Genomic DNA, 26,179 nt, shown 5'->3' on the forward strand with positions numbered 1-26,179 from the left:
CGTTAGACTGATTTAAGGAGAAAATAAGGGGGAGAGAAGGAGATGACACAGTTTGAACCCGGTATTCATCATATTGAATTTTGGGTAGCAAATTTAGAGGAGTCTATGCTGTTTTATAGTAAATTGTTCGCTATCATTGGGTGGCGACAGTTAAACAAATATGCATTTAGTACGGGACGTACTGAAATATATTTTAAGGAAGTAGATGAAAGGATTGTAAGGACATTAGGACCAAGACATATTTGTTATCAGGCTATTAGTAGGAACGTAGTTGATGAAGTGGCAAAATTTGTTAGAAGTGCAGAAGTAGTGGTAATTCGTGGACCGATTGAAATGAATCATTATGCAGAGGGATACTATACGATAGATTTTTATGATCCAAATGGATTTATAGTAGAGGTTGCTTATACACTTAATGTAGAAATATAAGATACGATTTTGATTATAAAATCATAGAGGGAAACAAGGATTCCCTCTATGATTTAGGTCATTCACGTTCTTTTTGTAAATGTAAGAGGCTCAGTACTTAACATTTGTGGTAAGTGTAATTGCAAAGTAGGAAACTCACCGTGTATATTGATGTCATAGGCGAATAATATATTCATTTTTGTTTGGAACAAGGTAACTGTAGTAACGAATATGTCGTAATGATAATGTTGCAGTTGCATTTCTATATCCATAAATTGTACATATAACGAGTCACCTTGTTTGTATACAGTTAACAGGCCATATGCAGGATGCTTAAATGTTCCAGTATAGTCATCTAATTTGTGAGAAGGTACCGTCCCTTTTACTTGCTCAGGCAGCGATTCAATTGGCTCTTTCATCATTTCTTTCATTTTTTCACTATCTTCTACTGCACGTTTATGCCAATCTATGTTTTCTAAACCGAGTAGTTTATCGTAAATATAGTTTGTAAGATAAATAGGAAGTAATGTATTTCCAGAGTTTGTTAATACGATCATTCCTATATTTTCGTTTGGCATAAAGGATATAAGCGACGTAAATCCATCAATATTGCCGCCATGGTGAATCAGTTTATAACCACGATAGGCGCTAATAAACCAACCAAGTCCATAGCCGTTCAATGGAGATTCAGGAGTGGATAAAATGGGGTGATCTGGAATTGGCGTGTGCGGTATATACATATCTTGTAAGTATTCATTAGAGAGTAATTGCTGTTCTCCGATTTTTCCATGATTTAAGTGAAGAAGCACCCAATTTGCCATATCTTCAATTGTAGAATTTATACATCCTGCGGCGCCTACCGTATCGATATTGCGGAACGGAATTTCTTTTATTTCGCCCTCATTTTCAATATAAGGTAATGCATAATTATCTGTATTTTGTAAGTCTGTGACAGAAAAGTTTGTTTGCTGCATATTGAGAGGTTCTAAAATATGTTCTGTAACGTATTGTTCCCATGACCGACTTGTGATTTTTTCCACAAGATAACTAATGGTTACATACATTAAATTGTTATATAAAAATGTCGTGCGAAATGGTGCATCAAGGGATAAATACTTTATTTGTTCCACGATATCTTGTCGAGTTACAGAAGAATTGTACCAAAGCGTATCATGACGATTTACTCCTGTTCGGTGAGAAGCTAAATCACGTCCTGTAACTTGAGATGTAGCAAAAACATCCGATAAAGAGAAGGTTGGGATGTAAGATTGAACAGGAGCGTCCCATGAAAATTTGTTTTGTTGCGCTAGTAAGCTTAATGAAAAGGTGCCAAATGCTTTCGTTGCGGAACCAATTGCGAAGAGTGTTTTCGGTGTAACAGCTTCTCCTTTTTCTACATTTCGATAACCAAATCCCTCCGAAATCATAACCTCGCCATCTTTTATTACTGCTATAGCAGCGCCGGGGACGTGTAAATCGTTCATCATCATTTTAACTTTCGTTTGTAAGTTTCCTATAACAGGGGTTTCAATTTTCGCCATCGCTTTAACCTCCAAATATATTTTTTCTTCCCATGCTAGTATTTCTATCATTGAGAGTGAAAGCCTTTTGGATGTGGAAAAATTAAGAAATTTTTAATGATCAATAAAGTTATTATTTAGAAAAATTCGATATTTAAACTAATTTAAAATATAAATATTTTGGGTGAGAACTTTGTAAATGTATGCATGATTGTTTTTAATATGATAAACTCCATATAGATATAGATGCGAAAGAGGGTTTTTCTTATATATGAAACATGCTGAATATGAATATTTAAATTTATGCCGCCATGTCATGGAGCATGGTACAAAGAAAGAAGATCGTACAGGAACAGGGACGGTATCTGTATTTGGATATCAAATGCGCTTTGACCTTAGTAAAGGGTTTCCCTTATTAACGACAAAGCGAGTGCCATTTCGTCTTGTTGCAAGTGAGTTACTTTGGTTTATGAAAGGTGATACCAATATTCGTTATTTATTGCAACATAATAATAATATTTGGAATGAATGGGCGTTTAAAAACTGGGTAGAAAGTGATGAATATAAAGGGCCGGACATGACGAATTTCGGACTGCGCTCACAAGAAGATGAAGCATTTAAAACACAATACGATGAGCAAATGGAAATCTTTAAAAAGAATGTATTAGAAGATGATGAATTTGCGCGGAAGTATGGTTATTTAGGAGATGTATATGGCAAGCAGTGGCGCGCTTGGAAAACGGCTGCAGGTGAAACGATTGATCAATTAAAAGATGTAATTGAAATGATTAAGAAAACACCGGATTCTCGCCGCTTAATTGTTTCGGCATGGAATCCTGAAGATGTACCAAATATGGCACTTCCTCCATGCCATACATTATTCCAATTTTATGTAGCAGATGGAAAGCTTTCTTGTCAATTATATCAACGAAGTGGAGATATTTTCTTAGGTATTCCATTTAATATTGCAAGCTATTCGCTGTTAACGCATTTAATTGCTCATGAGTGTGGCCTTGCAGTAGGAGAGTTTGTTCATACAATTGGCGATGCACATATTTACACAAATCATTTTGAACAAGTGAAGAAGCAATTAGCACGTGAACCACGTCCATTTCCAACATTAAAATTAAATTCAGATGTGAAATCTGTTTTTGATTTTGAAATGGGGGATTTAACAATAGAAGGATATGACCCGCATCCAGCAATTAAAGCACCAGTTGCAGTCTGATTGTAAGAGGAGATGAAAAGATGATTATTTCATTTATGGTTGCAATGGATGAAAATCGAGTAATTGGTAAAGATAATAAGTTGCCTTGGCATTTACCAAGCGAGTTACAATACGTGAAAAAAACAACAATGGGACACCCTCTCATTATGGGAAGAAAAAATTATGAAGCCATTGGAAGACCGCTTCCTGGAAGACGAAATATTATTGTTACACGCAATACGGATTATTACGTGGAAGGTTGTGAGATTGCTCATTCTGTGGAGGAAGTGTTTGAACTTTGTAAAAATGAAGAGGAAATCTTTGTTTTTGGTGGAGCGCAAATTTACGAGCTATTCTTACCGTATGTGGATAAGTTATATATAACGAAGATTCATCATGCCTTTGAAGGTGATACATTCTTTCCAGAAATCGATATGAAAGAGTGGAAAGAAGTGTTTGTAGAGAAAGGTGTAACGGACGAGAAGAACCCGTACACATATTACTATCATATATATGAAAAGAAACAATAATAAAAAGGATTGATGTGAATATGTTTATTTGCATCAATCTTTTTATTTACATGGTTAGATGAAAGTTTCTGAAATTGCTTTGAAGATGCTATAATGAGAACGAGCATGTGCCTTTTACTATATATTATTATGAAAGAGAGTGTGTATTTCGTTGCTTACTAGGAGGAGGAGAATAGTTTGAAAAAAATATGGGGGGCTCTTTTTCTTTGTTTCATGTTGGTCTTAGTTGGCTGTGGCAAAGAAGAAATGCCAGTAGAGGCATTTCATACATATGCCAAAGCGTGGAATAAGCAAAAGTTCGCTGAGATGTATGATCAACTATCAGAAAATGCAAAAAAGAAAATTTCTAAAAAAGAATTTACTGAGAAATACGAGAAAATTTATGCGGGTATTGAGGTGAAAAACTTAAAGGTAGAAACAGGTGAGGGAAATAAGGAACAAGAAGGCAAAGGACCTGTACATTTTAAAGTAAGTATGGATACTGTTGGTGGAAATATTTCATTTTCACACGAAGCGAAAATGGTAAAAGAAAAAAGTGGGGATAAAGAAGTTTGGAAAATAGACTGGACTCCTGATTTTATCTTTCCAGGGATGACAAAAGATAGCAAAATCCGTATGCAAACATTCCAAGCAAAACGCGGTGAAATTTATGATCGCAACGGGAAAGGGCTTGCCATAAATGGAAAAGCATCTCAAGTAAGCATTGTTCCTGGTAAATTAGAGTATAATGCAGCACAGACAAAAGAAGCGATTGCGAAACTATTAAATATGTCTGTGGAAGAAATCGATCAAAAATTAAATGCAAAATGGGTAAAATCAGATTACCTTGTGCCAATTGGCATTTTACAAGAGGGAGCTACTCAAAATGATTTTATTGACTTACCGGGTGTTGTAACTCGTCCTGTAGATGTTCGTACATATCCATTAGGAGAAGCGGCGGCACATTTAACTGGTTATATTGGAAAAGTAAATGCTGATGATTTAAAGAAACTTGCGAAAAAGGGCTATCAAGCGGATGATCCAGTTGGAAAAGCTGGTTTAGAGCAAGTGTTTGAAGAAAAGCTACGTGGTAAAAAAGGTGGGCGTGTCTTTATGGAAGATGCGCAAGGGAAAGAAATCAAAACATTGGTGAAAACGGAAGCGGTAGATGGTGAAAATATCAATTTAACAATTGATAGTACGATTCAAGAAAAAATTTATAATGAAATGAAAGGAGAAGCAGGCTCAAGTGCGGCCATTAATCCGAAAAGTGGTGAGACAATCGCACTTGTTAGTAGCCCAGCTTATAATCCGAATATCATTGTAAGAGGAGTTTCAAAAGCGCAACGTGAAGCTTGGGCTAATGACCTGAAAAAGCCGATGACGAACCGATTTACACAGTTAGCTGTACCAGGTTCTGTATTTAAGCCTATTACAGGTGCAATTGGTCTTGAAACAAAAACAATTGATCCGAAGGAAGAATTAAAAATTGAAGGATTGAAATGGACGAAAGATTCCTCATGGGGTAACTATTATGTAACACGTGTAAAAGATGCAAGTCCAATTGATTTTGACAAAGCGATGAAGTATTCTGATAACATTTATTTTGCACAGCAAGCATTAAAAATTGGGAAAGATAAATTTATAAATGAAGCAAAAAAATTCGGATTTGATGAGAAATTACCAATTGAGTACGGGTTCCCAGTTTCAAAAATTGTGAATGATGGAATGAAAAATGATATTCAAATGGCGGATACAGGGTATGGACAAGGTCAAGTATTAATGACGCCTCTTCATTTAGCTTTCACATATGCACCAATTGTAAATGATGGAACGATACCTTCACCGCACCTTATCAAGACAGAGAAACTACCAAAGGCTTGGAAAGAGAATGTCATTTCTAAAGAAAACCAAGATATATTAAAAACAGCATTAACAAAAGTTATTAATGACCCAGATGGTACAGGGAAAATTGCTAAAATTGATGGCATGACTCTTGCTGGAAAAACAGGAACGGCTGAGTTAAAGGCAGCAAAAGATGCAGAAGGTAAAGAACTTGGATGGTTCGCTGCTTTTGATTTAAATGCACCTGACATGATTGTTACAATGATGATTGAAGATGTAAAAGGGCGGGGTGGAAGCAATATTCCAGCTGAGAAAGTAAAGCATGTTTTTCAAAAGTGATAGATAACGAGAGGAGCTATCTCTATTTAAAGTAGAGATAGCTTTTTTAAGGATAATATTATAAAGTTGTTATAATGGGATATAGTAAAACTAAATAACTCATTAACTTACGAAAAAAAAGCTACTATTTTTGTTGACAAAGGAGAAGCCTTTTTGTATTATACTTACATAAGGTAAGTAATTTACTTTTAAAAAACAAATCTCAAATTAAAGATAAATGTATAAAGGGAGAGAATATAATGACAAAAGTTCTATTTATTACAGCAAATCCAAATTCAGCAGAAACATCTTTCGGTATGGCAGTAGGAGAAGCTTTTATCGAAGCATATAAAAATGAAAACCCACAACATGAAGTTATAACAATCGATTTATTTCACACAACAGTACCAGTAATTGATGCAGATGTATTTGCAGCTTGGGGCAAATTTGCAGCAGGTGAAGGTTTTGAAGCATTAACTGAAAATCAACAACAAAAAATTACAGCAATGAACACAAACTTAGAAACATTTATGAATGCAGATCGTTATGTATTTGTAACACCAATGTGGAACTTCGGTTACCCACCAGTAATGAAAGCATACTTAGATAATATTGCTATTGCAGGTAAAACGTTTAAATATACTGAAAATGGTCCAGTAGGATTATTAGAAGGTAAAAAAGCACTTCATATCCAAGCTACAGGTGGCATTTACTCTGAAGGTGACTATGCAGCAGTAGACTTTGGTCGTCAACACTTAAATACCGTATTAGGATTTATCGGTGTATCTGACACAGAATATCTTGCAGTCGAAGGGATGAATGCAAATCCTGAAAAAGCACAAGAAATTAAAGAAGCAGCAATTGCTAAAGCACGTGAATTAGCAAAACGTTTCTAATATAGAAAACTCAAAAATGTCCAAACGCTTGTCGTTTGGACATTTTTTCTTCTTTTTCCCTCGTTTGTCTAGTATAATGAAGGACGGAATGATAATAGGTGGGGGTTTTGTATGATTCAAACGTTTTTTAAAGCTTTATATTTAATTGTAATTGTAATCGGTATTACACCGAGATTGTGGCGCATTCAAAAGAAAGTAAATACACTATCGCCACAAGAGAAAGATCGCCTTGTATATAAAACAACAAATTGGTTTGGAAAAAAGATGGTTCGTGCAGCTGGAGCTGGATCGACTGTAGAAGTGAAAGGTCTTGAAAATGTACCGAAAGATCAACCGGTACTTGTTGTAAGTAATCATCAAAGTAATATGGATATCCCTGTTTTACTAGGATATTTAAATAAGTCGATTGGATTTGTTTCAAAGGCAGAAATAAAAAAAATTCCGATTGTACCAGCTTGGATGGAATTAATGAATTGTGTGTTTATGGATCGCAGTAATCGCCGTCAATCTCTTCAAGCGATTAAAGAGGGGATTGAACGATTAAAAAAGGGTCACTCTCTCGTAATTTTTCCAGAAGGAACACGCAGTAAAGGCGGCGAAATAGGTGAGTTTAAAGCAGGGAGTTTTCACCTTGCAATCAAATCGGGAGTAGCTATTTTACCAGTCACGATAGAGGGGACATATAAGATGTTTGAAGAGAATGGAAATAGACTGAAACCAGCACATGTAACGCTTACTATTTCAAAACCAATTACACCTGAGCAATATGGAAGTATGGATGTTAAAGAATTAACGCAGTATACAAAGGATATGATTGCTGCTCAATTACATAAGTAATAAAAAAACTCTCAGCTTGAAAAAGCTGAGAGTTTTTTTATGCGACAGGTAAAACGTAAAATAATACGCAGAAGAACATCATTGTACTACCGCCTAATACGAATAGATGCCATATTGCATGATTGAACGGTAGTTTTTCCCACAGGAAGAAAATAGCACCGACTGAATAGAGAATCCCCCCAATTAAAAGGAGAGAAAATCCATGTCCAGTTAAGTTTTCATACAGGGGTTTAATAGCTACTATAATAAGCCATCCCATAATAATGTAGCAAAGTGTTGACATTTTAATAAAGCGGCGTACAAAGAAAATCTTAAAGAGAATCCCCCCGATTGCTAATGCCCAAATAATGGCAAGAAGTGTCCAGCCAAGAGGGCCTCGTAGCGTAATGAGTAAAAAAGGTGTATATGTTCCGGCTATTAATAAGTAAATAGCAGAGTGATCTAAAATGGTAAAGAGTTTTTCAACTTTTGGATGGTGAATGCTATGTAATAATGTTGAAAATAAATATAGTAGAAACATGCTTACGCCATAGACTGTAAAAGCGATAACGGCAGAAGCTGTACCGTGCTTTGAAGCATGGATAATTAATATGATTAATGCGGGTATACTTAAAATAGCACCAATTCCGTGAGTAATCGCATTCGCAATTTCTTCTTTTACGAACTGTGTCATTTTAGTTATCTTTTGTGTCATAATTAATCCCTTCCATCGATAAAATCAATTACTATCTCTTTAAACATATCATATGCAATAAAAATAGGAAATAAAATTTGTATAATTGATTATATTTTTTAATTTTTTTGACAAAATATAATAGATTCGTTGACGTTTACGAAATTTTTTGACAAAATGAGGTTATGGGATAGTAGAAGGGAAAAATCGAGTGAAAAGGGGATGAGGAAATGTTATCAAATATTGGTTTTCCGGGATTAATTTTAATTTTAGTAGCCATACTTATATTATTTGGTCCGAAAAAATTACCAGAAATCGGAAGGTCTTTGGGTGAAACATTAAAAGAATTTAAAAAATCGACGCGAGAGTTAACGGATGATGCATTTCAGGAGAAAGAGAAAAAATAAATCATAGTAAAACGTGATATGAAATATTTCTTAGATAGGAAGAACGTCTATGCATAGAAAAGGAGAGTGTTTTTTAGAAATGCTTTTCTTGTTTTTATAGTCAAGGAGTATGATCGATATATGAAAGTCGATTTCAACGAGAGAGTGTAGTAGAATTTTTGCTAGATTGGGTGAGAGAAGTGTGGTGAACGAGATGGAAGATCGAGAGATGAGTATAGTAGAACATATCGTAGAACTTCGAAAACGTCTAATAATTACTGTTTTATCATTTATCGTATTTTTAATAGTCGGTTTTGTTTTTACGAAAGATATTTATTTTTGGTTAGTAAAAGATTTACCGATGAAGCTGACAGTTCTCGGTCCGAGTGACGTATTATGGATCTTTTTCTCGATTGCTACTGTATTCGCCATTGTTTGTACAATTCCAATTGCAACAATGCAAATTTGGTTGTTTGTAAAACCGGGATTACATCCGCGTGAGCAGAAAATGACATTAATGTATATTCCTGTATTATTTGTATTATTTATAGCGGGTTTATGTTTTGGATATTTTATTGTAATGCCATTTTTATTTCATTTTTTAACAACAATTGGAAATGAAATGTTTTATACGATGTTTACGACAGAAAAATATTTTCATTTTGTATTAAATTTAACAATTCCATTTGCGGTTATATTTGAATTACCAGTCATTGTTATGTTTTTAACAAGCATAGGTTTATTAACAGCGGAATTTCTGCAAAAAGTCAGAAGATATGCTTACGTTATATTAATCATTCTTGCTGCTTGTATATCGCCACCTGATTTTTTATCACATAGCTTAGTGGCTGTACCTCTTATTTGTATTTATGAAATAAGTATTGCTATATCTAAATTTACAAGTAGAAGGAAGCAAAGAAGAGAAGAAATACACTCAAAAAGTGCCTCATTATAAAGGCACTTTTTGAGTGTATTTGTTATACTATGTTTATAATCGCATACAATATAAAAAAGAAAAAAATTATAGAATCTCCGAAATTTAGACAAACTTTTCACCTTTGTAAGTTTATACTGAAGTTACAAATCCAATAAAAAAGAGGATTGATATTGTGATTATGAAAAGTTTTTACTTTACTCATTCAACAGGAAATTGTATTAAAATATTCGAAATACCGGTTCTACAAGCACATCATCCATTAGCGTTTCTGATTCAGTCGCGCCTCCAATTATTTATCACAAAAATTCAAAAACAAAAACACCCGAGGGTCTCATACTCTTTCCGAGAATATTTACAAAGTTGTTTAAAGTGGAATGATTACGCAAATGTATATCGAGCAAATACACTTGAAAAAAATGCATGATGGAACTATTGGCAGAGCAAATGAGCTCTGCCGTTTTCTTTTTGGGCATAAAAGAGAAGATTTTTTACAGAAAAATGCTTTCAAATGGTTGAAAGCATTAGGAATACTAGTATAATAACAAGGAGAGCGTATTGGAAAGGGAAGAAGCAAAATATGCAAAAAATTAAAATTGTAACAGATTCAACGGCAGATTTATCACAAGATGTGATTGAGAGATATGATATTCATGTAATCCCATTATCTATTTCTGTAAATGGACAAACATATTTAGATAGAATAGATATACAACCAGATGAATTTATTGAAGAAATGTTGAAGTCAGAGGAATTACCAAAAACATCACAACCTGCTATGGGATCATTTGTTGAAATGTATGAAAAATTAGGAGAAGATGGTAGCCAAGTTCTTTCCATTCATATGACGGGTGGGATGAGCGGTACAGTTGCAACCGCAAATAGCGCAGCATCCATGACAGACACAAAAGTAACAGTTGTCGATTCTCAATTTATTTCTCATGGTTTAGCGTATCAAGTTCTTGAGGCAGCCAAGATGGTACAAGCAGGTCGTTCATTAGAAGAAATTTTAAATCGTCTTGATGAAGTAAGAAAAAACACTCGTTTATATGTTGTTGTAGATACGCTAGAAAATTTAGTGAAAGGTGGACGCATCGGAAAGGGGAAAGCCTTCATTGGTTCATTATTAAATATTAAACCAATTGCTAGCCTTGAAGATGGAGTTTATAATCCTGTTACGAAAGTGCGTAGCCAAGGACAAATTGTAAAAACATTAGCGAAATTGTTTGAACAAGATATAGCTGGAAAGACTGTGAAGGCAGTAGCAATTCCACATGCAAAAGCACTTTCGCTTGCAGAAAGTGTAAAAGCTGCTGTTGAGAAAGTAAGCGGATTTGCACAGGCAGAGATTCTCTATACAACACCAATTATCAGTACGCATACAGGACCAGGAGCAATCGGTTTTATGTATTTAGCTGAGTAGAAAAAAGCTACTTGAAATTTTTATTCAAGTAGCTTTTTTTAATTGTATAAAAAATAAGAAATAAGCAGAGCTATACAAGCACTTCCACTAATGATAAATCGTGTTTGTAAGTATTCTTTCATCTAAGCACCTTCCGCTCTTTTCTATATAATATATTTTCAAGAAAAAAGGCTATGCTTGGAAAGGTTCTAAATTTTTTTTAGTTTCTGCCTGTTTTGGTACGGAAGAATATAGAAATGTTTGCCCAAGAAATAGCACATGTAAGTGTTCCCAAGGTAACATACGCAAATTCCAATTATTGCGAAGGCGTGTGATAGCTTCCCTCGGCGTTTCATCTGCAAGCGCAAATGCTCCATAATGCATAGGAATGAAGTGAGTTGCATTCACATCTAAATAGGCTTGTACGGCTTCCTCAGGTGAGACATGAGAGACTTTCATAAACCACTCTGGTTCATAGGCACCTATAGGCATGAGTGCAACATCGATTGAGAAGCGTTTTCCAATTTCCTTAAATCCTCGAAAATAGCCACTATCTCCACAGAAATAAATGGTTTCGTCCGCTGTTTCATTGTGAATTATCCAACCTCCCCAGTGAGAAGTATTCATATCAAACAATGATCGTCTCGTCCAGTGTTGAGATGGAACAAAATGGAATGAGACTTCATCAATTGTTGTAGATTCCCACCAGTTATATTCTTCTACACGCGTGAACTTCTTTCGTAAAAATAATTTTTTAAGTCCCGCAGGTACTAAATATAGAACATCATTGTCTAGTTGGCGGAGTGTTGAAAAGTCTAAATGGTCGTAATGACCATGTGAGATAAGCACAATGTCGATATTAGGTAGTTCTTGTAGTGAGAGTCCGGGCTCTGTAAGTCGCGGTATAAACTTTAATTTTTTTGCCCAGACAGGATCCGTTAAAATATTTAATCCGTTTGTTTGAATGAAGAAAGTGGAATGTCCGATCCATGTAATAGTCGTTTGTTCATTGTTCATTCGTAAAAATTCAACTTGCTTTACAGGTGATTGTTCCACGAGAAATGAAAAATCTTTTTTACCTAAATTACGTTCTCTTCGCCACTTTAAAAACGAACGAATCGATTTTTTTGTACTAACGGTATCCATGTTTTCGTAGCGTTTCGCCATGAACATCACCTCATTTAAAATCTTTTTAGTTGTATTGTACCGAAATCTTGTAAAGGAAAACAGTGGAAAGCATTGATGAATCATTAAAAACTTGTAAAGAATGGTTTGAACTTCTTTACAAAATAAGCATGTATTTGTTGGAAGTATGCAATGTGAAGATATTGTAAGGGAATAATATTAGTAAATAATGAAATGTTTGTCCAGTTATTTACTTGCAAATGAAACGAATATCTATCAATTCGTACGATTTCGTGAACAAATAGGATAAACAATTTTCTCATAGTGTTTACTTTTGTTATGATAAACTTAAAATACATATTAAGGAAAGAGAAGAGAGGGTTGAAAATGAAGCGTTATCAAAAGCTGATTGGTCTCATAGTTGTTTTTTGCTTCTTTATACTTGCAGGATGCGGCTCAGGATCAAAACTCCGTAAACCATTAAATTGGGACTTAGAAACTTTTCAATATATAAATCAAGATGGAAAACAATTTGGAACAAAAGATTTAAAGGGAAAAGTATGGGTAGCTGACTTTATGTTTACGAATTGCCAAACAGTTTGTCCACCGATGACTGCCAATATGGCGAAATTGCAAAAAATGGCAAAAGAACAAAAATTAGATGTTCAATTTGTTTCGTTTAGCGTAGACCCTGAAGTAGATAAGCCGGAGAATTTAAAAACATTTATACAAAAATTTACAGATGACACAAGTAATTGGAACTTATTAACAGGGTATTCGTTAGAAGATATAAAAAAATTCTCAAAAGAAAATTTTCAAGCACTTGTTGAAAAGCCAGAAAATGGGCAGGTTGTTCATGTAACATCATTTTATCTAATTGATCAAAATGGGAAAGTAATGAAAAAGTATAGTGGAATTAGTAATACTCCATATGAAGATATATTGCGTGATATGAAACGGCTATTGGATTAAAAGAAGGATGCTCAGCATCCTTCTTTTTAAAATACATTCACTTGTAAATTAATCGATGGATAAAATATCATGTTGCTGCGGAAGCTTTAGGACACGAATTTCTAATACACCATTTTGATAAGTAGCTTTTGCGGTCTTTTTATTTATTAAATAGGGTAATTTAATCATACGAGAAGATTCTGAAACAGAGCGTTCACGACGATAATAATTATGCGAAGCTTTGTCTTCTGTTTCTTCAAGAATATCTTCAGTTACAGAAATCTTTAAGTATTCGCTTTGCATTTCGATTTGTATTTGTTCTTTTTGGACACCTGGAAGTTCAGCTGTAACAACAAGTTCTTCACCAGCTTCATATAAATCAACGGGGAATGTTAATAAACGATTTCCCTTTTGGAAAAAATGATTCAAATCAGCAATTACGTTACGAAGAGGTGTCTGCTCGAAAAAATCATCAATTTGTTTCAAGTAATTTCGGGCTGGTGGACGTGAAGACGACTCTTTTTGCTCTTCGCTCATGACGATCCCTCCTAGAAATCAATTTGCAATATCATATGACAAAAGTGGAGAAATGTGAGTGCGTATTTTTCAGGTTTATATAAAAAAATACTAAAAATGCGAAACGGAGTGATTTTTTTATAGTTTTTGTCGCCATATTAAGTTGATTATGCTAGTATAAATAGGGTTGATATAGTAGTATAGAAACAGAATGAAAACTGAAAGAGGGTAAGAAGTATGTGTGGTTTTGTAGGATGTTTATGTGAAAACCCTAGAGAGTTTTCAGAAACAGAAAAACATCAATTTGAAAATATGAACACGATTATTTTCCATCGTGGTCCAGATGACGAAGGGTATTTTCGTGATGAGCATGTACAATTTGGCTTCCGCCGTTTAAGTATCATTGACTTAGAGGCAGGACATCAGCCGCTAACTTATGAAAATGATCGATATGTAATTATTTTTAATGGTGAAATTTACAACTATGTAGAATTGCGAGAAATGTTACTAGAGAAAGGGGCAACATTCGCAACGCAATCTGACACTGAAGTAATTATTGCGTTATATGCACATATGAAAGAAAAGTGTGTGGATTACCTTCGCGGTATGTTTGCCTTTATGATTTGGGATCGTGAAGAGAAAAAACTTTTCGGAGCGCGTGATCATTTCGGCATCAAACCTCTTTACATCGCAACAGAAGGGGATACAACATTCTTTGCATCTGAAAAGAAAAGTATTATGCATGTTATGCAAGATAAAGGTGTAAATCCAACTTCGCTACAACATTACTTTACGTACCAATATGGTCCAGAACCAGAAACATTGACAACAGATATCAATAAAATTGAACCTGGCCATTATTTTGTAAAAGAAATTGGTAAAGAGATGGAGATTCATCGTTACTGGAAGCCATATTTCAAGGCTTCAAACGCAACGAAAGAAGAGCATATTCAAGCGATTCGCGATGTACTATATGATTCAGTAAAAGTGCATATGCGCAGTGATGTACCAGTAGGTTCATTCTTATCTGGTGGTATTGATTCATCTATTATTGCTTCTATTGCAAAAGAAATGAATCCAAATCTTCTAACGTTCTCTGTTGGTTTTGAACGTCGCGGCTTTAGTGAAGTAGACGTAGCGAGGGAAACTGCTGAGAAGTTAGGTGTGAAAAACTATAGTGTATTTGTAACACCACAAGAGTTTATGAATGAATTCCCGAAAATTATGTGGCATATGGATGATCCATTAGCGGATCCAGCAGCAGTACCATTGTACTTCGTTGCAAAAGAAGCGCGTAAACATGTAACAGTTGTTCTTTCTGGTGAAGGTTCAGACGAACTGTTTGGTGGATATAATATTTATCGTGAGCCCAATTCTTTAAAAATGTTCTCTTACATTCCTACTCCAGGAAAAGCTGTTTTAAAAGCTTTGAGCGGAGCACTGAAAGAAGGATTTAAAGGAAAAAGCTTCCTAGAGCGTGGATGTACACCAATTGAAGAGCGTTACTATGGCAATGCGAAAATCTTCCGTGAAGAAGAAAAAGCAGTATTCATGAAGCACTACAATGAAAGTATTAACTATATGGATGTCACGAAACCATTGTATAATGAAATTAAAGATTATGATGATGTAAGTAAAATGCAATATATTGACATGTACACATGGTTACGTGGAGACATTTTATTAAAAGCGGATAAAATGACAATGGCAAATTCATTAGAGCTTCGTGTACCATTTTTAGATAAAGAAGTATTTGACGTTGCTTCAAAAATTCCGACAGAATTAAAAATCGCTAACGGAACAACAAAAGCAATTTTACGTGAAGCGGTACGTGGAATTGTTCCAGATCATGTGTTAGATCGTAAGAAACTAGGATTCCCGGTGCCAATTCGTCACTGGTTAAAAGATGAAATGCACGACTGGGCTGTTAATATCATTAAAGAAAGCAAAACAGAGCATTTAATCGATAAGCAATATGTATTAAACTTACTAGAAGCGCATTGTGCGGATCAAGGCGATTATAGCCGTAAAATTTGGACAGTATTAGCATTTATGGTATGGCATCAAATCTTTGTTGAACATAAATATGATACAAATAAATTCCATGAAGAAACAAAGCGTGCATATAGCTTAGTTTAATTTAAAAAAACCTTAAGGTCACGTTTGATCTTAAGGTTTTTTTCATAAATACACACTATACTTGATACAATAAGAATAAAAGGATGGACAATGTATGATTACATTTGAAAAAGTGAATGCAGGTACAAAAGAAGTAGTTAAGGAAATGTTTGCTTCCCACGGCTTAGAGACAGAAGACGTGCAATATTGTATAAAAGCTGATGATACATATATTGGCGTAATTGGTTATGTCGTTCAAGATAAAAGTGCACAATTATCTCATTTTGTCATTCATTTTGATTATCAAGGTTATGGATATGGTACGAATGCTTATTTTACATTTGAGGAGATGATAAAACATAGACAAATAAAAGAGATAAAAGTAGCAATCCAAAATGTAAATGATAAAGCAAGAGCTTTTCTTGAAGGAGTAGGCTTTACGTTAGACGAAAATAGATACATAAAACGTTTTTAACACTTAAATAAATGTAAGGCAGGTGGGGGAATGTCGATAACAACCGGTCTTGTATTAATAGGGAGTTGCTTTTTTATTGCAGAAATGTGCCAACTTTTTATGCGAAGAAATATGCGAATAAAACGCAAGCCGTGCGAATGGCAATATACTCCGTTTTTTTTCGTTTTACTAATTACTTTATTTTTGGTGCAAAATATTATTCATTTTCCACCGCTGTTAAGTATTATTTTGAAATTTGGCTTATTATATAGCGGAATTGGGCTTCTCATTTTATTTTGTCTATTTTGTATACGCCATACTCATTATCAGTCTTACATATTTATTTTAAATTGGTTAAACAGAGATGATAACAACCGCCATATATAAGGCGGTTTTCGTATATACATGAAAGTGTATGGATTCCTAGTATAGATAGAAGAAAGGAAGAGAGCGGGGATATTGAAGGGAAGGATAGAGACCGCAATCCATTTTCAGTATGTATTTTATAGATTGAAATATCAGAAAATTGTTTTTGTTAAAGGGGAGTAGGTGTACAATAGAAGTAATATGCTGTAAAGAGGTGAAGGAATTGACAGGTGTTTATAAAGAATGGATTTTATTTAATGGAAGAATTGTAAATACAAAGCAAGAAAGGCCGACGATAGAGTTAGAAGAGCGAGGATTGCAGTTTGGAGATGGAATTTACGAAGTGTTTCGATTGTATAACGGAAAGCCACATTTACTAGAGTTACATTTGGAAAGATTTTTTACATCTATGAAAGAAATTCATTTGATTCCCCCTTTTACAAAAGAAGAACTTATCGAGCAACTTCAACAATTGATTGAGAAAAATCAATGTAAGGAAGATGGGAATGTATATCTTCAAATTTCACGAGGTGTTCAGCCTCGAGATCATGTATACGACTCGAATTTACAAGCTACGTATTTTGCAAACATTGTTCCATATCCAAGACCTACTCAGACAATGGAAGAAGGAATAAAAGTTACGGTAGAAGAAGATATTCGCTGGAAGTTGTGCCATATTAAATCCTTAAATCTGCTTCCTAACATTATGATTAAAAATAAAATTCATGAGCAAGGATATCAAGAAGCGATACTGGTTCGAGATGGAGTTGTTACGGAAGGGTGTCATTCTAATTTCTTTATCGTAAAGAATAATAGATTGATTACACATCCTGCTAATCAGTTTATTTTACATGGAATTACCCGTCATCATGTGATTTCGTTGGCAAAGTCTTTACGTATTGAAGTGGAGGAGAGAGAATTTTCTTTGCAGGAAGTTTATGAAGCGGATGAATGTTTTTTTACTGCAACCCCTCTTGAAATATTTCCAGTTGTTCAAATAGGAAATGAGCGATTTCGAAATGGAGAAAGGGGACCTGTGACAAAAAAATTACAAGCCGCTTATGAAGAAAGTATTGCCCCTTTAAAGGTAACAAATTAAGTATTGCAAGAAAAAAGAAGCTGGATATTCTCCCAGCTTTTTTTCGTGATATAATGCAAGGAATAGGATGACTTTTGAAAACGTTATAAAAGGGGACATTATCATATGAATTATGAAATATTTAAAGAAATAGTTCATGGCCGACGAAGTATACGGAAGTTTACAGAACAAGAAGTATCTGTTCAGGACATAGAGGAAATTATTGATTGTGCTCGCTATGCACCAAGTGATACAAACTCTCAAACATGGGAATTTATTGTGATTATGAATCGAGATAAAATTAAAGATATTGAGAATATGACATGGGAAGCATTACATAAATTGGCTGATCAAGCTGCAAAGAACGGTCAAGAGAAAGCAGGAAAACTGCTCACGCGTTCCTTTGGACCATATGCAACGGCATTTTCTGATGCACCGGTGCTAATTATATGTTTAGCAACACCGTATGAATCTAAATTTCGCGAAAAAATATTTGATCCTATTTCGTTTGTTCCAGAGGCAGTATGGGCAGAAGAAGGAATGAAAAGCAGCTGCTTAGCAGCACAAAACTTAATGTTAGCAGCACATGCAAGAGGGCTAGGCACATGTCCGATGACAGGGCCGGTGCTGTTGGCGCAAAATGAATTACGAGAGTATTTACAAATAGAGCGAGAAAAACAAATGAATATGGTGATTGCATTAGGATATCCAAAAGATCATCCAAGGAAGCTCGCACGAAAAGAAGTAAAAGAGATTACAAAATTCATTTTTTAAGGATGATATGGTAAAACAGACATTGCTTTGATCAATGTCTGTTTTCTTTTTCTCATATGAATATTTCCTAAATAAAATGGGTTAAAATGAAATAGAAAGAGGAGGTTCCACAAATTTCTTGAAAAATGTAATATTGTTAAAAAAGAAAGTATGATATAGTAATCGCGAATAAACAAGTTTGTTCACGTAAGTGTTAAAAATGAATTTTAGAACATAAAACTATTTTTGTATAATAAACGAAAGGGACCAATAGACAGGGGGAATGGATTTTGAAAAAATTCATAATCGCTGGATTGTCTGCTTTATTGCTTATCGGATGTACTGCGCAAAATGAAATGAAAGAAGTGCAGTCTGTGAAAGAAGAACAAGTTGTAAATGCAAGTGATGAAAATTTAATTCCTTTTCCTAAAGGAGTAAGTCCGATGGGGGAAGGAGAAGTAAAAGTCATTACGCCAGATGGTACTTCGGAAAACGGAAATGTACCAACCGTGTTTGTGAAGAAAGATACTTTAATACAACAAGTTGAGGTAGAGCTCACTAATTTTCAAAGTGATAAAGAAACGTTTGTATTCGTAGATGATATATTTGCAGACAAATACCAAGTTACGAGTGTAACGCAGACAACAGTGGCATTAAAACAAACAACATTAGAGACTGGGCATCATACAGTTACAGCAGTACAATTTGAGAACAATGATCCAAAAGGAAACGTTGTAAGTTTCAAACAAGCGAATTTTGAAACGCAGCCAGCATCTTAACAAAATATATAAAAAAAGTACATTACTTACACAGGTAGTGTACTTTTTTTATATATAGAATGAAAGGGACATAATGATTAGAATCGTTATCATGTTTGTAGGTATTTTGTTTGAAAGTGTCGAATACAACATATGACGTCGTAAAAGCACGTTTTCTATTGTTTAGTATGAAACAAATCGAGATGCGAGCAAGTAGAACGTTTATGAAACAGTGTAGGGTTTAAAATTAGGTTTGAAAAAACAGTACAAAGACAGAGTGAAAATCTATTTGACAGTAGGAGTTGAAGGGATATGGGGAAAGAGGCTTTATTAATTGTAGATATGAGTAATGATTTTGTAGCGGATAATGGATCTTTAACTGCTGGTAAACCAGCGCAACAAATTGTACCGTATATTACAGAATTAGCAACTCGCTTTTTAGAAGAAGAGAATATTGTTGTTGTTACAATGGATGCGCACCAGCCTGATGATCCTCATTTTCAATTATGGACGCCCCATAATATTGTGAATACAGAAGGGCAACAATTATATGGTGAATTATATGAATGGTATCAAGAAAATAAAGGAAACGAAAATGTAATTTATGTCCCAAAAACAAATTATAATGCATTCTTTAAAACAGATTTGGCCGCTACTTTGAAAAACTTGGAAGTGGAAAAAGTGCATACTGTTGGAGTATGTACGGACATTTGTGACTTTTTGACAATAGCTGGAGCAGATGCAGAAGGATTTCAAACAGCAATACATAAGCGAGGCGTCGCAACATTTACTGACCTTGGTGAAGCCATGATCAATCACATGAAACTTTGTTTTCATACTGAAATCATTGAATAGAAAATGGGTGAAATCACAAGCTAAAACATAACTGGTGGAGAAGGTAATACATGTTATAGAGGATGATTAAAGTGAAAAATTCCGTTTCTGGCGGAATTTTTTTATTTTCTTCATTGACTTTCCTATCATTTGACACGCCCGCCCCTAAAAGTTAGTGGGATTCTTGCTACTAAAGGCGAAGTCCATTTCTGGTATCGCTGACGTGCAAGATTGCGGTGTGCCATCACCACTCTCACGACAGACCGTATAGGTTCGTGAGTTACGGTACTACTATCATACCGTTGTGTTCATATGTTTTAGTGTCTTATTCTTGTCTATCATTCAAGATCCCACAAACGTGATTCTTTTTAGTGAGATCTTGAATTTCACATACCGTATAATAAAGAAATAATGGAAAAAAGTACATAATCAAATAATCAAGCAAATAGTTTGACCTTTTTTGACTATTTGATATAATAAAGACAGAAAGAGTTAATCTTTCATTCATATCTTATAAGGAGGAATGAAATATGCGTGATTTATTTCCGGAATTAACAAATCGTAGAAATGGTGTTGCAGAATTTGGGTCTTCTTTATTTGAGATGATGACAGATGCTTTCTTTAAACCAATGAACATGAATACTTTTAAAGTAGATGTTCAAGAGGATTCTGATAAATATGTAGTGGAAGCAGATTTACCAGGATTTCAAAAAGAAAACATTCAAGTTGACTTTGAAAACGATATGTTAACAATTCAAGCGACTCAAAATCATGAAGTAGAAGAAAAAAATGAACATGGCACATATATTCGTAAAGAGCGCTCTACAGGTTCATTTATTCGTCGTTTTACATTTAACGGCGTAGAAAATGAAAATGTAAAAGCAAAATTTAAAGATGGTGTGTTAACAATCGAGTTACCAAAATCTAATCAAGTGAAACAAAATAGAAATATTATTGATATAGAATAAAGAAGCTGAGCAATTCAGCTTCTTTTTTTTTGAAGTAGTATTTAGAAAATTCGTGATGTTATAATGCTATTGGGTGATAAAAATGGATGATACAGCAACAGAAAAGGAGACAATGCGTTTAAAAATGTTGAAGGAAATTGCATATGATATGAAAGGAAGCGATGAAACAGAATCGCTTGTCATTGTTAACAAAAAGAGAAAGAAGTTCTTTATGAAATTGCGAAAGGGAGAAGTAATAAAGAAATTGCAGTAGAGCTTCATATTACAGAGCAAACAGTGAAAACACATGTTTCAAATGTGCTTGCAAAGCTGGAAGTAGAAGATCGGACACAGGCAGCACTTTACGCTGTAAAACAAGAAATATGAAAAAATAGATAAAGATACCAAATAACGGTTTTTCTTCTTCGCATAATTAGGTACAATAAAACTCATATGGAAGGGGAAGATATAACATGCCTGGTACAAAAGTTGGTATAGGGAAAATTCAGGCTTCATTAAATGGCTTATCGCCAAAGCTTCGAAGTATAGCTGAACATATAATACAATATCCGCAAGATGTTGTACATAAATCAATTACGGAATTAGCGGATATTACAAATAGTTCAGAAGCAACGATTTTTCGCTTATGTAAGCACCTTGGATTTCAAGGGTTTCAAGATTTGAAAATTACATTAGCACGTGAAATTGTACATACACCTATGCAAAATATTCACGAAGAAGTGTCTGCAGAAGATGATATGGTAACTGTTGCAAAAAAAGTCTTTCATTCGCATATTACAGGGTTACAAGATACTTTACATCTATTAAATGAGGAAGCGTTAGAAGAAGCAATACATATATTGCAGCTAGCAAAACGTATTGAATTTTATGGAAATGGTGGTTCAGGCATTATCGCAATGGATGCTTATCATAAATTTATGAGAACGGGTATCTCTTGCATTGCTCATACTGATTCGCACTTTCAAATTATGGGAGCTGGGTTGCTTACGACAGAAGCAGTTGTCATCGCAATTTCTCATTCTGGAAGCAACAAAGCATTGCTGGAAGCACTAGAAGTAGCGAAAACAAAAGGAGCACGCATCATTGCGATTACTAGCTATCAGAAATCTGCATTGAGTCAATTGGCGGATATCACGTTATATACGTCAACACGCGAAACGGAATTTCGGACGGAAGCAAGTTCATCACGATTAGCACAACTTAGTTTATTAGATACATTGTATGTAGGATTGTCAATGCAGCGTCAAGAAGAAACATTACAAAATTTGCAAAGTATACGCGAAACAATTTCAATGAAGCGAATATAAAGAGCAGTGTACTTGTATACATTGCTCTTTCTTATGTTTACTAATGAAAAAAATTTTCTTTTAAAATATTGATTTAAGAAAAAATATTTTATATACTGTTTTGTGTAAACGGTTACTAAACGATATTTTGCTAGAAATGAAGGGAAGATTTGTATGGAAACAAGGGGGAGAGTAATCGGGATTGATATCGGTACCACAAGTACAAAAGCGGTTGTTTTTACTGAAAAAGGGAAAGTAGTTGCAACACATGCAATTGATTATCCAATTATTCAGCCGCATTCGGGATGGGCTGAACAAGATCCTGATGTAATATGTTCCGCTGTATATAAAACTGTAAGCGTTGCCATTAAAAAAGGGAACGTGCTGCCGGCCGATATTTCTTCCATCGGGATTAGTACTGCGATGCATGCACTCATTGCGGTAGATAAAGAAGGAAGTCCATTAACAAAATCTATTATATGGGCAGATAATCGGAGTATAAAGCAATCAGAAAAATTATTGCAGCATATGCATGGACATGAAATTTATCGTAGAACAGGTACACCTATTCATCCGATGTCTCCACTTTCAAAATTGTTGTGGATGAAAGAGGAAGAACCAGATTTATATGCGAGAGCTTATAAATTCATTTCTATAAAAGAGTATGTGATTTATCAATTATTTGCACAATATGTTGTTGACTATTCCATTGCATCAGCTACAGGTCTATTCAATCTAGAAACATTAGACTGGGACGGAGATGTATTACAAATGCTGGAGCTATCACCTGAACAGTTATCAACGCCTGTACCGACTACGTATATTTTGTCAGGAATGAATGTGAAGCTGGCTCAGAAGATGGGGATTTCTGAAAATACGCCAGTTGTTATTGGAGCAAGTGATGGTGTTCTTGCAAATGTCGGTGTTGGTGCGATATCTCCGGGAGAGGCAGCTATTACAATCGGAACGAGCGGTGCTGTTCGAACCATTTCACAAAACATCAATACCGATGAGAAAGGGAGAACGTTTTGTTACGCATTGACAGACAAACAGTGGGTAATTGGCGGTCCGACGAATAATGGAGGCATTTTATTAAGGTGGTTACGCGATGAATTTGGTAGTCCAGAACAGGAAGTCGCCAAGAAATTAGGTATTGACCCATACGATTTATTAATTCAATATGCTGAAAGTGTGCCAGCTGGAGCTGATGGGTTACTATTTTTACCATTTTTATCAGGAGAACGTTCTCCGTATTGGAATGCAAATGCAAGAGGTACGTTCTTCGGCATTCATCTGCAACATAAACGTGAACATTTTATTCGTGCTGTTATGGAAGGCGTCTGTATGAGTGTCTATTCTGTAGCACTTGCTATTCGAGATCAAACAGGACCGCTGTCTGAGATTCGTGTTTCAGGTGGTTTTGCAAAATCAGCATTTTGGCGACAAATGTTATCGGATATGATGGGCAAAGAGTTGCTTGTTCCGGAAAGTCATGAAGCATCTGCACTAGGAGCAGCCGCGTTATCTTTATATGCGATAGGAAAGATTGATTCACTAGAAGAGGTGAAAGATTGGATCCAAATTGTTCATCATCATGTACCAAATAAAGAAAATACGGCTTTATATTTAGAGATGTTCTATATGTATGAACGACTTTACAATCGTCTGAAAGAAGAGTTTGATTGTATAGCTGCTTTCCAACGTAAACAGTAGGGGGATTGGGAGAAATGGTAGTTGGGATTGTACTAGCGGCTGTTGTCATATTACTATTACTGATTACAGTAGCAAAATGGCATCCATTTGTCGCTTTAATTTTAACTGCAATCGGAGTTGGGCTCGCCATGGGGATGCCTTTGATTGCAACGTCGTCAAAAGAAATGGGGATCATTGATTCTATTAAATTAGGACTTGGTAATACGTTAGGCTTTTTAGCGATTGTTTTAGCTTTAGGAACAATGCTTGGGAAGATGATGGCTGAGTCTGGGGGTGCTGAAAGAATTGCAAATACCCTTATAGAACGTTTTGGAACAAAGCGCGTTCATTGGGCAATGATGGTTGTTGCATTTTTAGTCGGCATTCCAGTGTTTTTCCAAGTTGGATTTGTATTATTAATCCCGCTTGTATTTACAATTGCATTAGAAACAGGTGTTTCACTTATAACAATTGGTATTCCGCTTGTAGCAGGTCTATCTGTTGTACATGGGTTAGTACCACCACATCCAGCTGCGATGGCTGCAGTTGGTATTTTTAAAGCGGATGTAGGAAAAACGATATTATATGCGTTAATCATTGGAATTCCAACAGCAGTTATTTCAGGACCGATTTACGGTAAATGGATTGGTGCTCGTATACATAAAAACGTTCCAAAAGATGTAGCAGAGCAGCTGAATGAAAGGGATACGAAAAAAGAACTTCCTGGCTTTGGAAACACGTTATTTACTATTTTACTTCCGGTATTACTTATGCTTGGAGCATCAATAGCGGAAGTAGCATTAGAAAAAACAAGTCAATTGGCAAAGACATTGCATTTTATTGGAGATCCTGTCGTTGCGTTATTAATAGCAACGATGTATTCCTTCTTTAGCCTTGGTTATGCAAAGGGATTTTCAAAAGAGAAAGTATTACAATTTACAAATGATTGTTTAGGGCCGATTGCGAACATACTGTTAGTTATTGGAGCAGGCGGAGCATTCAATAAAGTGTTATTAGACTCAGGTATCGGCACTACAATTGCAGATATGGCGAAAGAATCGCATATTTCTCCAATACTATTAGGGTGGGGGATTGCTGCACTTATTCGAGTTGCAACAGGTTCTGCAACAGTCTCAATGATGACAGCAGCTGGAATTGTAGCACCGATTGCAGCGAGTATGCCAGGAGTGAATGTAGAATTATTAGCGCTTGCAACAGGAGCAGGATCACTCATTTTATCACATGTGAATGATTCTGGTTTTTGGATGATTAAAGAATACTTCGGAATGACGGTAAAGGAAACGCTATTCACATGGACAGCGATGGAAACCATTCTGTCAATTGTAGCACTTGGACTCATTTCGTTATTAAATCTTATAATATAGAATAGGAGTTAGATGAATATGAAACTAGGTTTAATCGGATTAGGAAAAATGGGTTTCCCATTAGCGGAACATTTACATGAAGATGGACACGACGTAGTCGTTTATGATGTGAATCAAGAGCTTGTAGAAAAAGCAGGACAGCTTGGAATTGCTGCTCGTCCTACATTAAAGAAACTAGTGGAAACGCTGGAATCACCTCGCATCATTTGGGTAATGGTACCGGCTGGAGAAATTGTAGATTCAGTATTACATGAGCTTTATCCATTATTAGATAAAGGAGATATTGTTATTGAAGGTGGAAACTCTTTCTATAAAGATACGTTACGCCGTGCTGAAGAAGCAGAACGATTAGGGCTCCATTATGTAGATATTGGAACATCAGGCGGTGTAGAAGGTGCGCGCTATGGGGCATGCTTAATGGTTGGTGGAAAAAAAGAAATCTTTAATCAATTGGAGCTTTTATTTAAAGATTTAGCAGTAGAAAATGGCTATTCTTATGCAGGGCGTGTTGGAAGTGGTCATTTCTTAAAAATGGTTCATAATGGTATTGAATATGGAATGATGCAAGCAATTGCTGAAGGGTTTGAAGTTTTAGAGAAAAGTGATTTTGATTATAACTATGAAGAGGTGGCAAAAGTATGGGCGAACGGATCCGTTATTCGTGGTTGGTTAATGGATTTAACAGAAAAAGCGTTTGCGGATGATCCTAAATTGGCTGGAATTAAAGGGGTAATGAATTCTTCAGGAGAAGGAAAATGGACAGTCGAAACAGCCCTTGAATTACAAGCAGCCGCTCCAGTCATTGCGATGTCATTATTTATGCGTTACCGTTCTCAAGAAGATGATACATTCCACGGAAAAGTTGTTTCAGCGCTTCGTAATCAATTTGGCGGACATGCTGTTGTAAAAAAATGATTCATTATTTTGGAGAAGAAACTTGTACAAATGTGCAAGTTTTTT

At 35.2% G+C, this 26,179-nt stretch carries 27 protein-coding genes and 1 pseudogene; 24 read left to right on the plus strand and 4 right to left on the minus strand.

The window, feature by feature from the left end; genetic code table 11:
• The first annotated feature begins 42 nt into the window (after positions 1 to 42).
• Complete coding sequence (locus MR059_RS05415; RefSeq protein ID WP_012094122.1) at positions 43 to 429, plus strand: VOC family protein; 387 nt, start codon at positions 43 to 45, stop codon at positions 427 to 429.
• A 62-nt stretch (positions 430 to 491) separates the two neighbouring features.
• Here MR059_RS05415 and MR059_RS05420 read toward each other — a convergent pair whose 3' ends face one another.
• Entirely contained in the window at positions 492 to 1,949 is a 1,458-nt protein-coding gene (locus MR059_RS05420) for a serine hydrolase (RefSeq protein WP_012094123.1), read from the minus strand.
• 250 nt (positions 1,950 to 2,199) lie between these two features.
• Between MR059_RS05420 and MR059_RS05425 the strand changes: the two genes are divergently transcribed.
• From MR059_RS05425 to MR059_RS05445, 5 genes are all read left to right on the plus strand, one after another.
• Positions 2,200 to 3,156: a thymidylate synthase gene (locus tag MR059_RS05425; protein WP_012094124.1), complete on the plus strand. Its 957-nt coding sequence runs from the start codon at positions 2,200 to 2,202 to the stop codon at positions 3,154 to 3,156.
• Positions 3,157 to 3,176: 20 nt separating this feature from the next.
• Positions 3,177 to 3,665 carry a dihydrofolate reductase gene (locus MR059_RS05430; protein WP_012094125.1) on the plus strand — a complete coding sequence of 163 codons (489 nt, stop codon included), beginning with the start codon at positions 3,177 to 3,179 and terminating at the stop codon, positions 3,663 to 3,665.
• A 177-nt stretch (positions 3,666 to 3,842) separates the two neighbouring features.
• Entirely contained in the window at positions 3,843 to 5,828 is a 1,986-nt protein-coding gene (locus MR059_RS05435; protein WP_242161614.1) for a penicillin-binding transpeptidase domain-containing protein, read from the plus strand.
• A 239-nt stretch (positions 5,829 to 6,067) separates the two neighbouring features.
• Positions 6,068 to 6,703 carry an FMN-dependent NADH-azoreductase gene (locus MR059_RS05440; protein WP_242161615.1) on the plus strand — a complete coding sequence of 212 codons (636 nt, stop codon included), beginning with the start codon at positions 6,068 to 6,070 and terminating at the stop codon, positions 6,701 to 6,703.
• Positions 6,704 to 6,814: 111 nt separating this feature from the next.
• Positions 6,815 to 7,540 (plus strand): lysophospholipid acyltransferase family protein, encoded by a 726-nt coding sequence (locus MR059_RS05445; protein WP_242161616.1) that lies wholly within the window; start codon positions 6,815 to 6,817, stop codon positions 7,538 to 7,540.
• A gap of 37 nt (positions 7,541 to 7,577) precedes the next feature.
• Here the strand turns inward: MR059_RS05445 and trhA are convergent, their stop codons facing one another.
• Positions 7,578 to 8,234, minus strand: coding sequence for a PAQR family membrane homeostasis protein TrhA (gene trhA / locus MR059_RS05450; protein WP_012094129.1), 657 nt, complete (start codon positions 8,232 to 8,234; stop codon positions 7,578 to 7,580).
• A 209-nt stretch (positions 8,235 to 8,443) separates the two neighbouring features.
• On the opposite strand from trhA, the gene MR059_RS05455 reads away from it, so the two are divergent.
• From MR059_RS05455 to MR059_RS05470, 4 genes are all read left to right on the plus strand, one after another.
• The gene (locus MR059_RS05455) at positions 8,444 to 8,620 is read left to right on the plus strand and encodes a twin-arginine translocase TatA/TatE family subunit (protein ID WP_012094130.1); all 177 of its coding nucleotides are present in this window, start codon (positions 8,444 to 8,446) and stop codon (positions 8,618 to 8,620) included.
• A gap of 193 nt (positions 8,621 to 8,813) precedes the next feature.
• On the plus strand, positions 8,814 to 9,554 hold the full coding sequence (tatC, locus tag MR059_RS05460) for a twin-arginine translocase subunit TatC (protein WP_012094131.1): 741 nt from the start codon (positions 8,814 to 8,816) through the stop codon (positions 9,552 to 9,554).
• 154 nt (positions 9,555 to 9,708) lie between these two features.
• Entirely contained in the window at positions 9,709 to 9,960 is a 252-nt protein-coding gene (locus MR059_RS05465; RefSeq protein WP_012094132.1) for a DUF2535 family protein, read from the plus strand.
• Positions 9,961 to 10,113: 153 nt separating this feature from the next.
• A complete protein-coding gene (locus tag MR059_RS05470; protein WP_012094133.1) occupies positions 10,114 to 10,956 on the plus strand; it encodes a DegV family protein in 843 nt (280 codons plus the stop codon).
• A 171-nt stretch (positions 10,957 to 11,127) separates the two neighbouring features.
• On the opposite strand, the gene MR059_RS05475 is transcribed toward MR059_RS05470, so the two are convergent.
• Positions 11,128 to 12,102, minus strand: a complete 975-nt coding sequence (locus MR059_RS05475; protein WP_242161617.1) for an MBL fold metallo-hydrolase — start codon at positions 12,100 to 12,102, stop codon at positions 11,128 to 11,130.
• Between the two features lie 345 nt (positions 12,103 to 12,447).
• On the opposite strand from MR059_RS05475, the gene MR059_RS05480 reads away from it, so the two are divergent.
• Complete coding sequence (locus tag MR059_RS05480) at positions 12,448 to 13,032, plus strand: SCO family protein (RefSeq protein ID WP_012094135.1); 585 nt, start codon at positions 12,448 to 12,450, stop codon at positions 13,030 to 13,032.
• A gap of 48 nt (positions 13,033 to 13,080) precedes the next feature.
• Here MR059_RS05480 and MR059_RS05485 read toward each other — a convergent pair whose 3' ends face one another.
• Positions 13,081 to 13,548, minus strand: a complete 468-nt coding sequence (locus MR059_RS05485) for an Hsp20/alpha crystallin family protein (protein ID WP_012094136.1) — start codon at positions 13,546 to 13,548, stop codon at positions 13,081 to 13,083.
• 216 nt (positions 13,549 to 13,764) lie between these two features.
• Between MR059_RS05485 and asnB the strand changes: the two genes are divergently transcribed.
• The 13 genes and pseudogenes from asnB to gnd all read left to right on the plus strand — a co-directional run bounded on the left by asnB (position 13,765) and on the right by gnd (position 26,134).
• Positions 13,765 to 15,666: an asparagine synthase (glutamine-hydrolyzing) gene (asnB, locus tag MR059_RS05490; RefSeq protein WP_012094137.1), complete on the plus strand. Its 1,902-nt coding sequence runs from the start codon at positions 13,765 to 13,767 to the stop codon at positions 15,664 to 15,666.
• A 94-nt stretch (positions 15,667 to 15,760) separates the two neighbouring features.
• Positions 15,761 to 16,120 (plus strand): GNAT family N-acetyltransferase, encoded by a 360-nt coding sequence (locus MR059_RS05495; protein WP_012094138.1) that lies wholly within the window; start codon positions 15,761 to 15,763, stop codon positions 16,118 to 16,120.
• A 30-nt stretch (positions 16,121 to 16,150) separates the two neighbouring features.
• Positions 16,151 to 16,486 (plus strand): hypothetical protein, encoded by a 336-nt coding sequence (locus MR059_RS05500; RefSeq protein WP_012094139.1) that lies wholly within the window; start codon positions 16,151 to 16,153, stop codon positions 16,484 to 16,486.
• A 202-nt stretch (positions 16,487 to 16,688) separates the two neighbouring features.
• Positions 16,689 to 17,564, plus strand: coding sequence for a D-amino-acid transaminase (gene dat / locus MR059_RS05505; RefSeq protein WP_087094867.1), 876 nt, complete (start codon positions 16,689 to 16,691; stop codon positions 17,562 to 17,564).
• Positions 17,565 to 17,669: 105 nt separating this feature from the next.
• Positions 17,670 to 18,317: a nitroreductase family protein gene (locus MR059_RS05510; protein ID WP_012094142.1), complete on the plus strand. Its 648-nt coding sequence runs from the start codon at positions 17,670 to 17,672 to the stop codon at positions 18,315 to 18,317.
• A 269-nt stretch (positions 18,318 to 18,586) separates the two neighbouring features.
• The gene (locus tag MR059_RS05515) at positions 18,587 to 19,075 is read left to right on the plus strand and encodes a hypothetical protein (protein ID WP_012094143.1); all 489 of its coding nucleotides are present in this window, start codon (positions 18,587 to 18,589) and stop codon (positions 19,073 to 19,075) included.
• A 291-nt stretch (positions 19,076 to 19,366) separates the two neighbouring features.
• Positions 19,367 to 19,909 (plus strand): cysteine hydrolase family protein, encoded by a 543-nt coding sequence (locus tag MR059_RS05520; RefSeq protein WP_012094144.1) that lies wholly within the window; start codon positions 19,367 to 19,369, stop codon positions 19,907 to 19,909.
• A 509-nt stretch (positions 19,910 to 20,418) separates the two neighbouring features.
• Complete coding sequence (locus tag MR059_RS05525; RefSeq protein WP_242161618.1) at positions 20,419 to 20,856, plus strand: Hsp20/alpha crystallin family protein; 438 nt, start codon at positions 20,419 to 20,421, stop codon at positions 20,854 to 20,856.
• A gap of 167 nt (positions 20,857 to 21,023) precedes the next feature.
• Positions 21,024 to 21,222, plus strand: a pseudogene (locus tag MR059_RS05535) (response regulator transcription factor); the annotation flags it as partial.
• A gap of 86 nt (positions 21,223 to 21,308) precedes the next feature.
• Positions 21,309 to 22,163 (plus strand): MurR/RpiR family transcriptional regulator, encoded by an 855-nt coding sequence (locus MR059_RS05540; protein WP_012094146.1) that lies wholly within the window; start codon positions 21,309 to 21,311, stop codon positions 22,161 to 22,163.
• 153 nt (positions 22,164 to 22,316) lie between these two features.
• Positions 22,317 to 23,855, plus strand: a complete 1,539-nt coding sequence (gene gntK, locus MR059_RS05545) for a gluconokinase (RefSeq protein ID WP_012094147.1) — start codon at positions 22,317 to 22,319, stop codon at positions 23,853 to 23,855.
• A gap of 14 nt (positions 23,856 to 23,869) precedes the next feature.
• On the plus strand, positions 23,870 to 25,219 hold the full coding sequence (locus MR059_RS05550; protein WP_012094148.1) for a GntP family permease: 1,350 nt from the start codon (positions 23,870 to 23,872) through the stop codon (positions 25,217 to 25,219).
• An 18-nt stretch (positions 25,220 to 25,237) separates the two neighbouring features.
• A complete protein-coding gene (gnd, locus tag MR059_RS05555) occupies positions 25,238 to 26,134 on the plus strand; it encodes a phosphogluconate dehydrogenase (NAD(+)-dependent, decarboxylating) (RefSeq protein WP_041809672.1) in 897 nt (298 codons plus the stop codon).
• Positions 26,135 to 26,179 lie beyond the last annotated feature (45 nt).

Origin of the sequence: Bacillus cereus group sp. BfR-BA-01522 (assembly GCF_022662635.1) — a bacterium.
Taxonomy (GTDB): domain Bacteria; phylum Bacillota; class Bacilli; order Bacillales; family Bacillaceae_G; genus Bacillus_A; species Bacillus_A cytotoxicus.

Excerpts from the sequence above, each read along its gene's own strand:
- MR059_RS05495 (WP_012094138.1), top strand. The coding sequence starts at position 15,761 with ATGATTACATTTGAAAAAGTGAATGCAGGTACAAAAGAAGTAGTTAAG.
- MR059_RS05420 (WP_012094123.1), bottom strand. The coding sequence starts at position 1,949 with ATGGCGAAAATTGAAACCCCTGTTATAGGAAACTTACAAACGAAAGTT.
- MR059_RS05440 (WP_242161615.1), top strand. The coding sequence starts at position 6,068 with ATGACAAAAGTTCTATTTATTACAGCAAATCCAAATTCAGCAGAAACA.
- MR059_RS05425 (WP_012094124.1), top strand. The coding sequence starts at position 2,200 with ATGAAACATGCTGAATATGAATATTTAAATTTATGCCGCCATGTCATG.
- MR059_RS05525 (WP_242161618.1), top strand. The coding sequence starts at position 20,419 with ATGCGTGATTTATTTCCGGAATTAACAAATCGTAGAAATGGTGTTGCA.
- gnd (WP_041809672.1), top strand. The coding sequence starts at position 25,238 with ATGAAACTAGGTTTAATCGGATTAGGAAAAATGGGTTTCCCATTAGCG.
- MR059_RS05470 (WP_012094133.1), top strand. The coding sequence starts at position 10,114 with ATGCAAAAAATTAAAATTGTAACAGATTCAACGGCAGATTTATCACAA.
- MR059_RS05445 (WP_242161616.1), top strand. The coding sequence starts at position 6,815 with ATGATTCAAACGTTTTTTAAAGCTTTATATTTAATTGTAATTGTAATC.
- MR059_RS05550 (WP_012094148.1), top strand. The coding sequence starts at position 23,870 with ATGGTAGTTGGGATTGTACTAGCGGCTGTTGTCATATTACTATTACTG.
- MR059_RS05500 (WP_012094139.1), top strand. The coding sequence starts at position 16,151 with ATGTCGATAACAACCGGTCTTGTATTAATAGGGAGTTGCTTTTTTATT.
- MR059_RS05540 (WP_012094146.1), top strand. The coding sequence starts at position 21,309 with ATGCCTGGTACAAAAGTTGGTATAGGGAAAATTCAGGCTTCATTAAAT.
- MR059_RS05480 (WP_012094135.1), top strand. The coding sequence starts at position 12,448 with ATGAAGCGTTATCAAAAGCTGATTGGTCTCATAGTTGTTTTTTGCTTC.
- MR059_RS05520 (WP_012094144.1), top strand. The coding sequence starts at position 19,367 with ATGGGGAAAGAGGCTTTATTAATTGTAGATATGAGTAATGATTTTGTA.
- MR059_RS05455 (WP_012094130.1), top strand. The coding sequence starts at position 8,444 with ATGTTATCAAATATTGGTTTTCCGGGATTAATTTTAATTTTAGTAGCC.
- tatC (WP_012094131.1), top strand. The coding sequence starts at position 8,814 with ATGGAAGATCGAGAGATGAGTATAGTAGAACATATCGTAGAACTTCGA.
- MR059_RS05475 (WP_242161617.1), bottom strand. The coding sequence starts at position 12,102 with ATGGCGAAACGCTACGAAAACATGGATACCGTTAGTACAAAAAAATCG.
- MR059_RS05510 (WP_012094142.1), top strand. The coding sequence starts at position 17,670 with ATGAATTATGAAATATTTAAAGAAATAGTTCATGGCCGACGAAGTATA.
- MR059_RS05430 (WP_012094125.1), top strand. The coding sequence starts at position 3,177 with ATGATTATTTCATTTATGGTTGCAATGGATGAAAATCGAGTAATTGGT.
- MR059_RS05485 (WP_012094136.1), bottom strand. The coding sequence starts at position 13,548 with ATGAGCGAAGAGCAAAAAGAGTCGTCTTCACGTCCACCAGCCCGAAAT.
- asnB (WP_012094137.1), top strand. The coding sequence starts at position 13,765 with ATGTGTGGTTTTGTAGGATGTTTATGTGAAAACCCTAGAGAGTTTTCA.
- gntK (WP_012094147.1), top strand. The coding sequence starts at position 22,317 with ATGGAAACAAGGGGGAGAGTAATCGGGATTGATATCGGTACCACAAGT.
- MR059_RS05415 (WP_012094122.1), top strand. The coding sequence starts at position 43 with ATGACACAGTTTGAACCCGGTATTCATCATATTGAATTTTGGGTAGCA.
- trhA (WP_012094129.1), bottom strand. The coding sequence starts at position 8,234 with ATGACACAAAAGATAACTAAAATGACACAGTTCGTAAAAGAAGAAATT.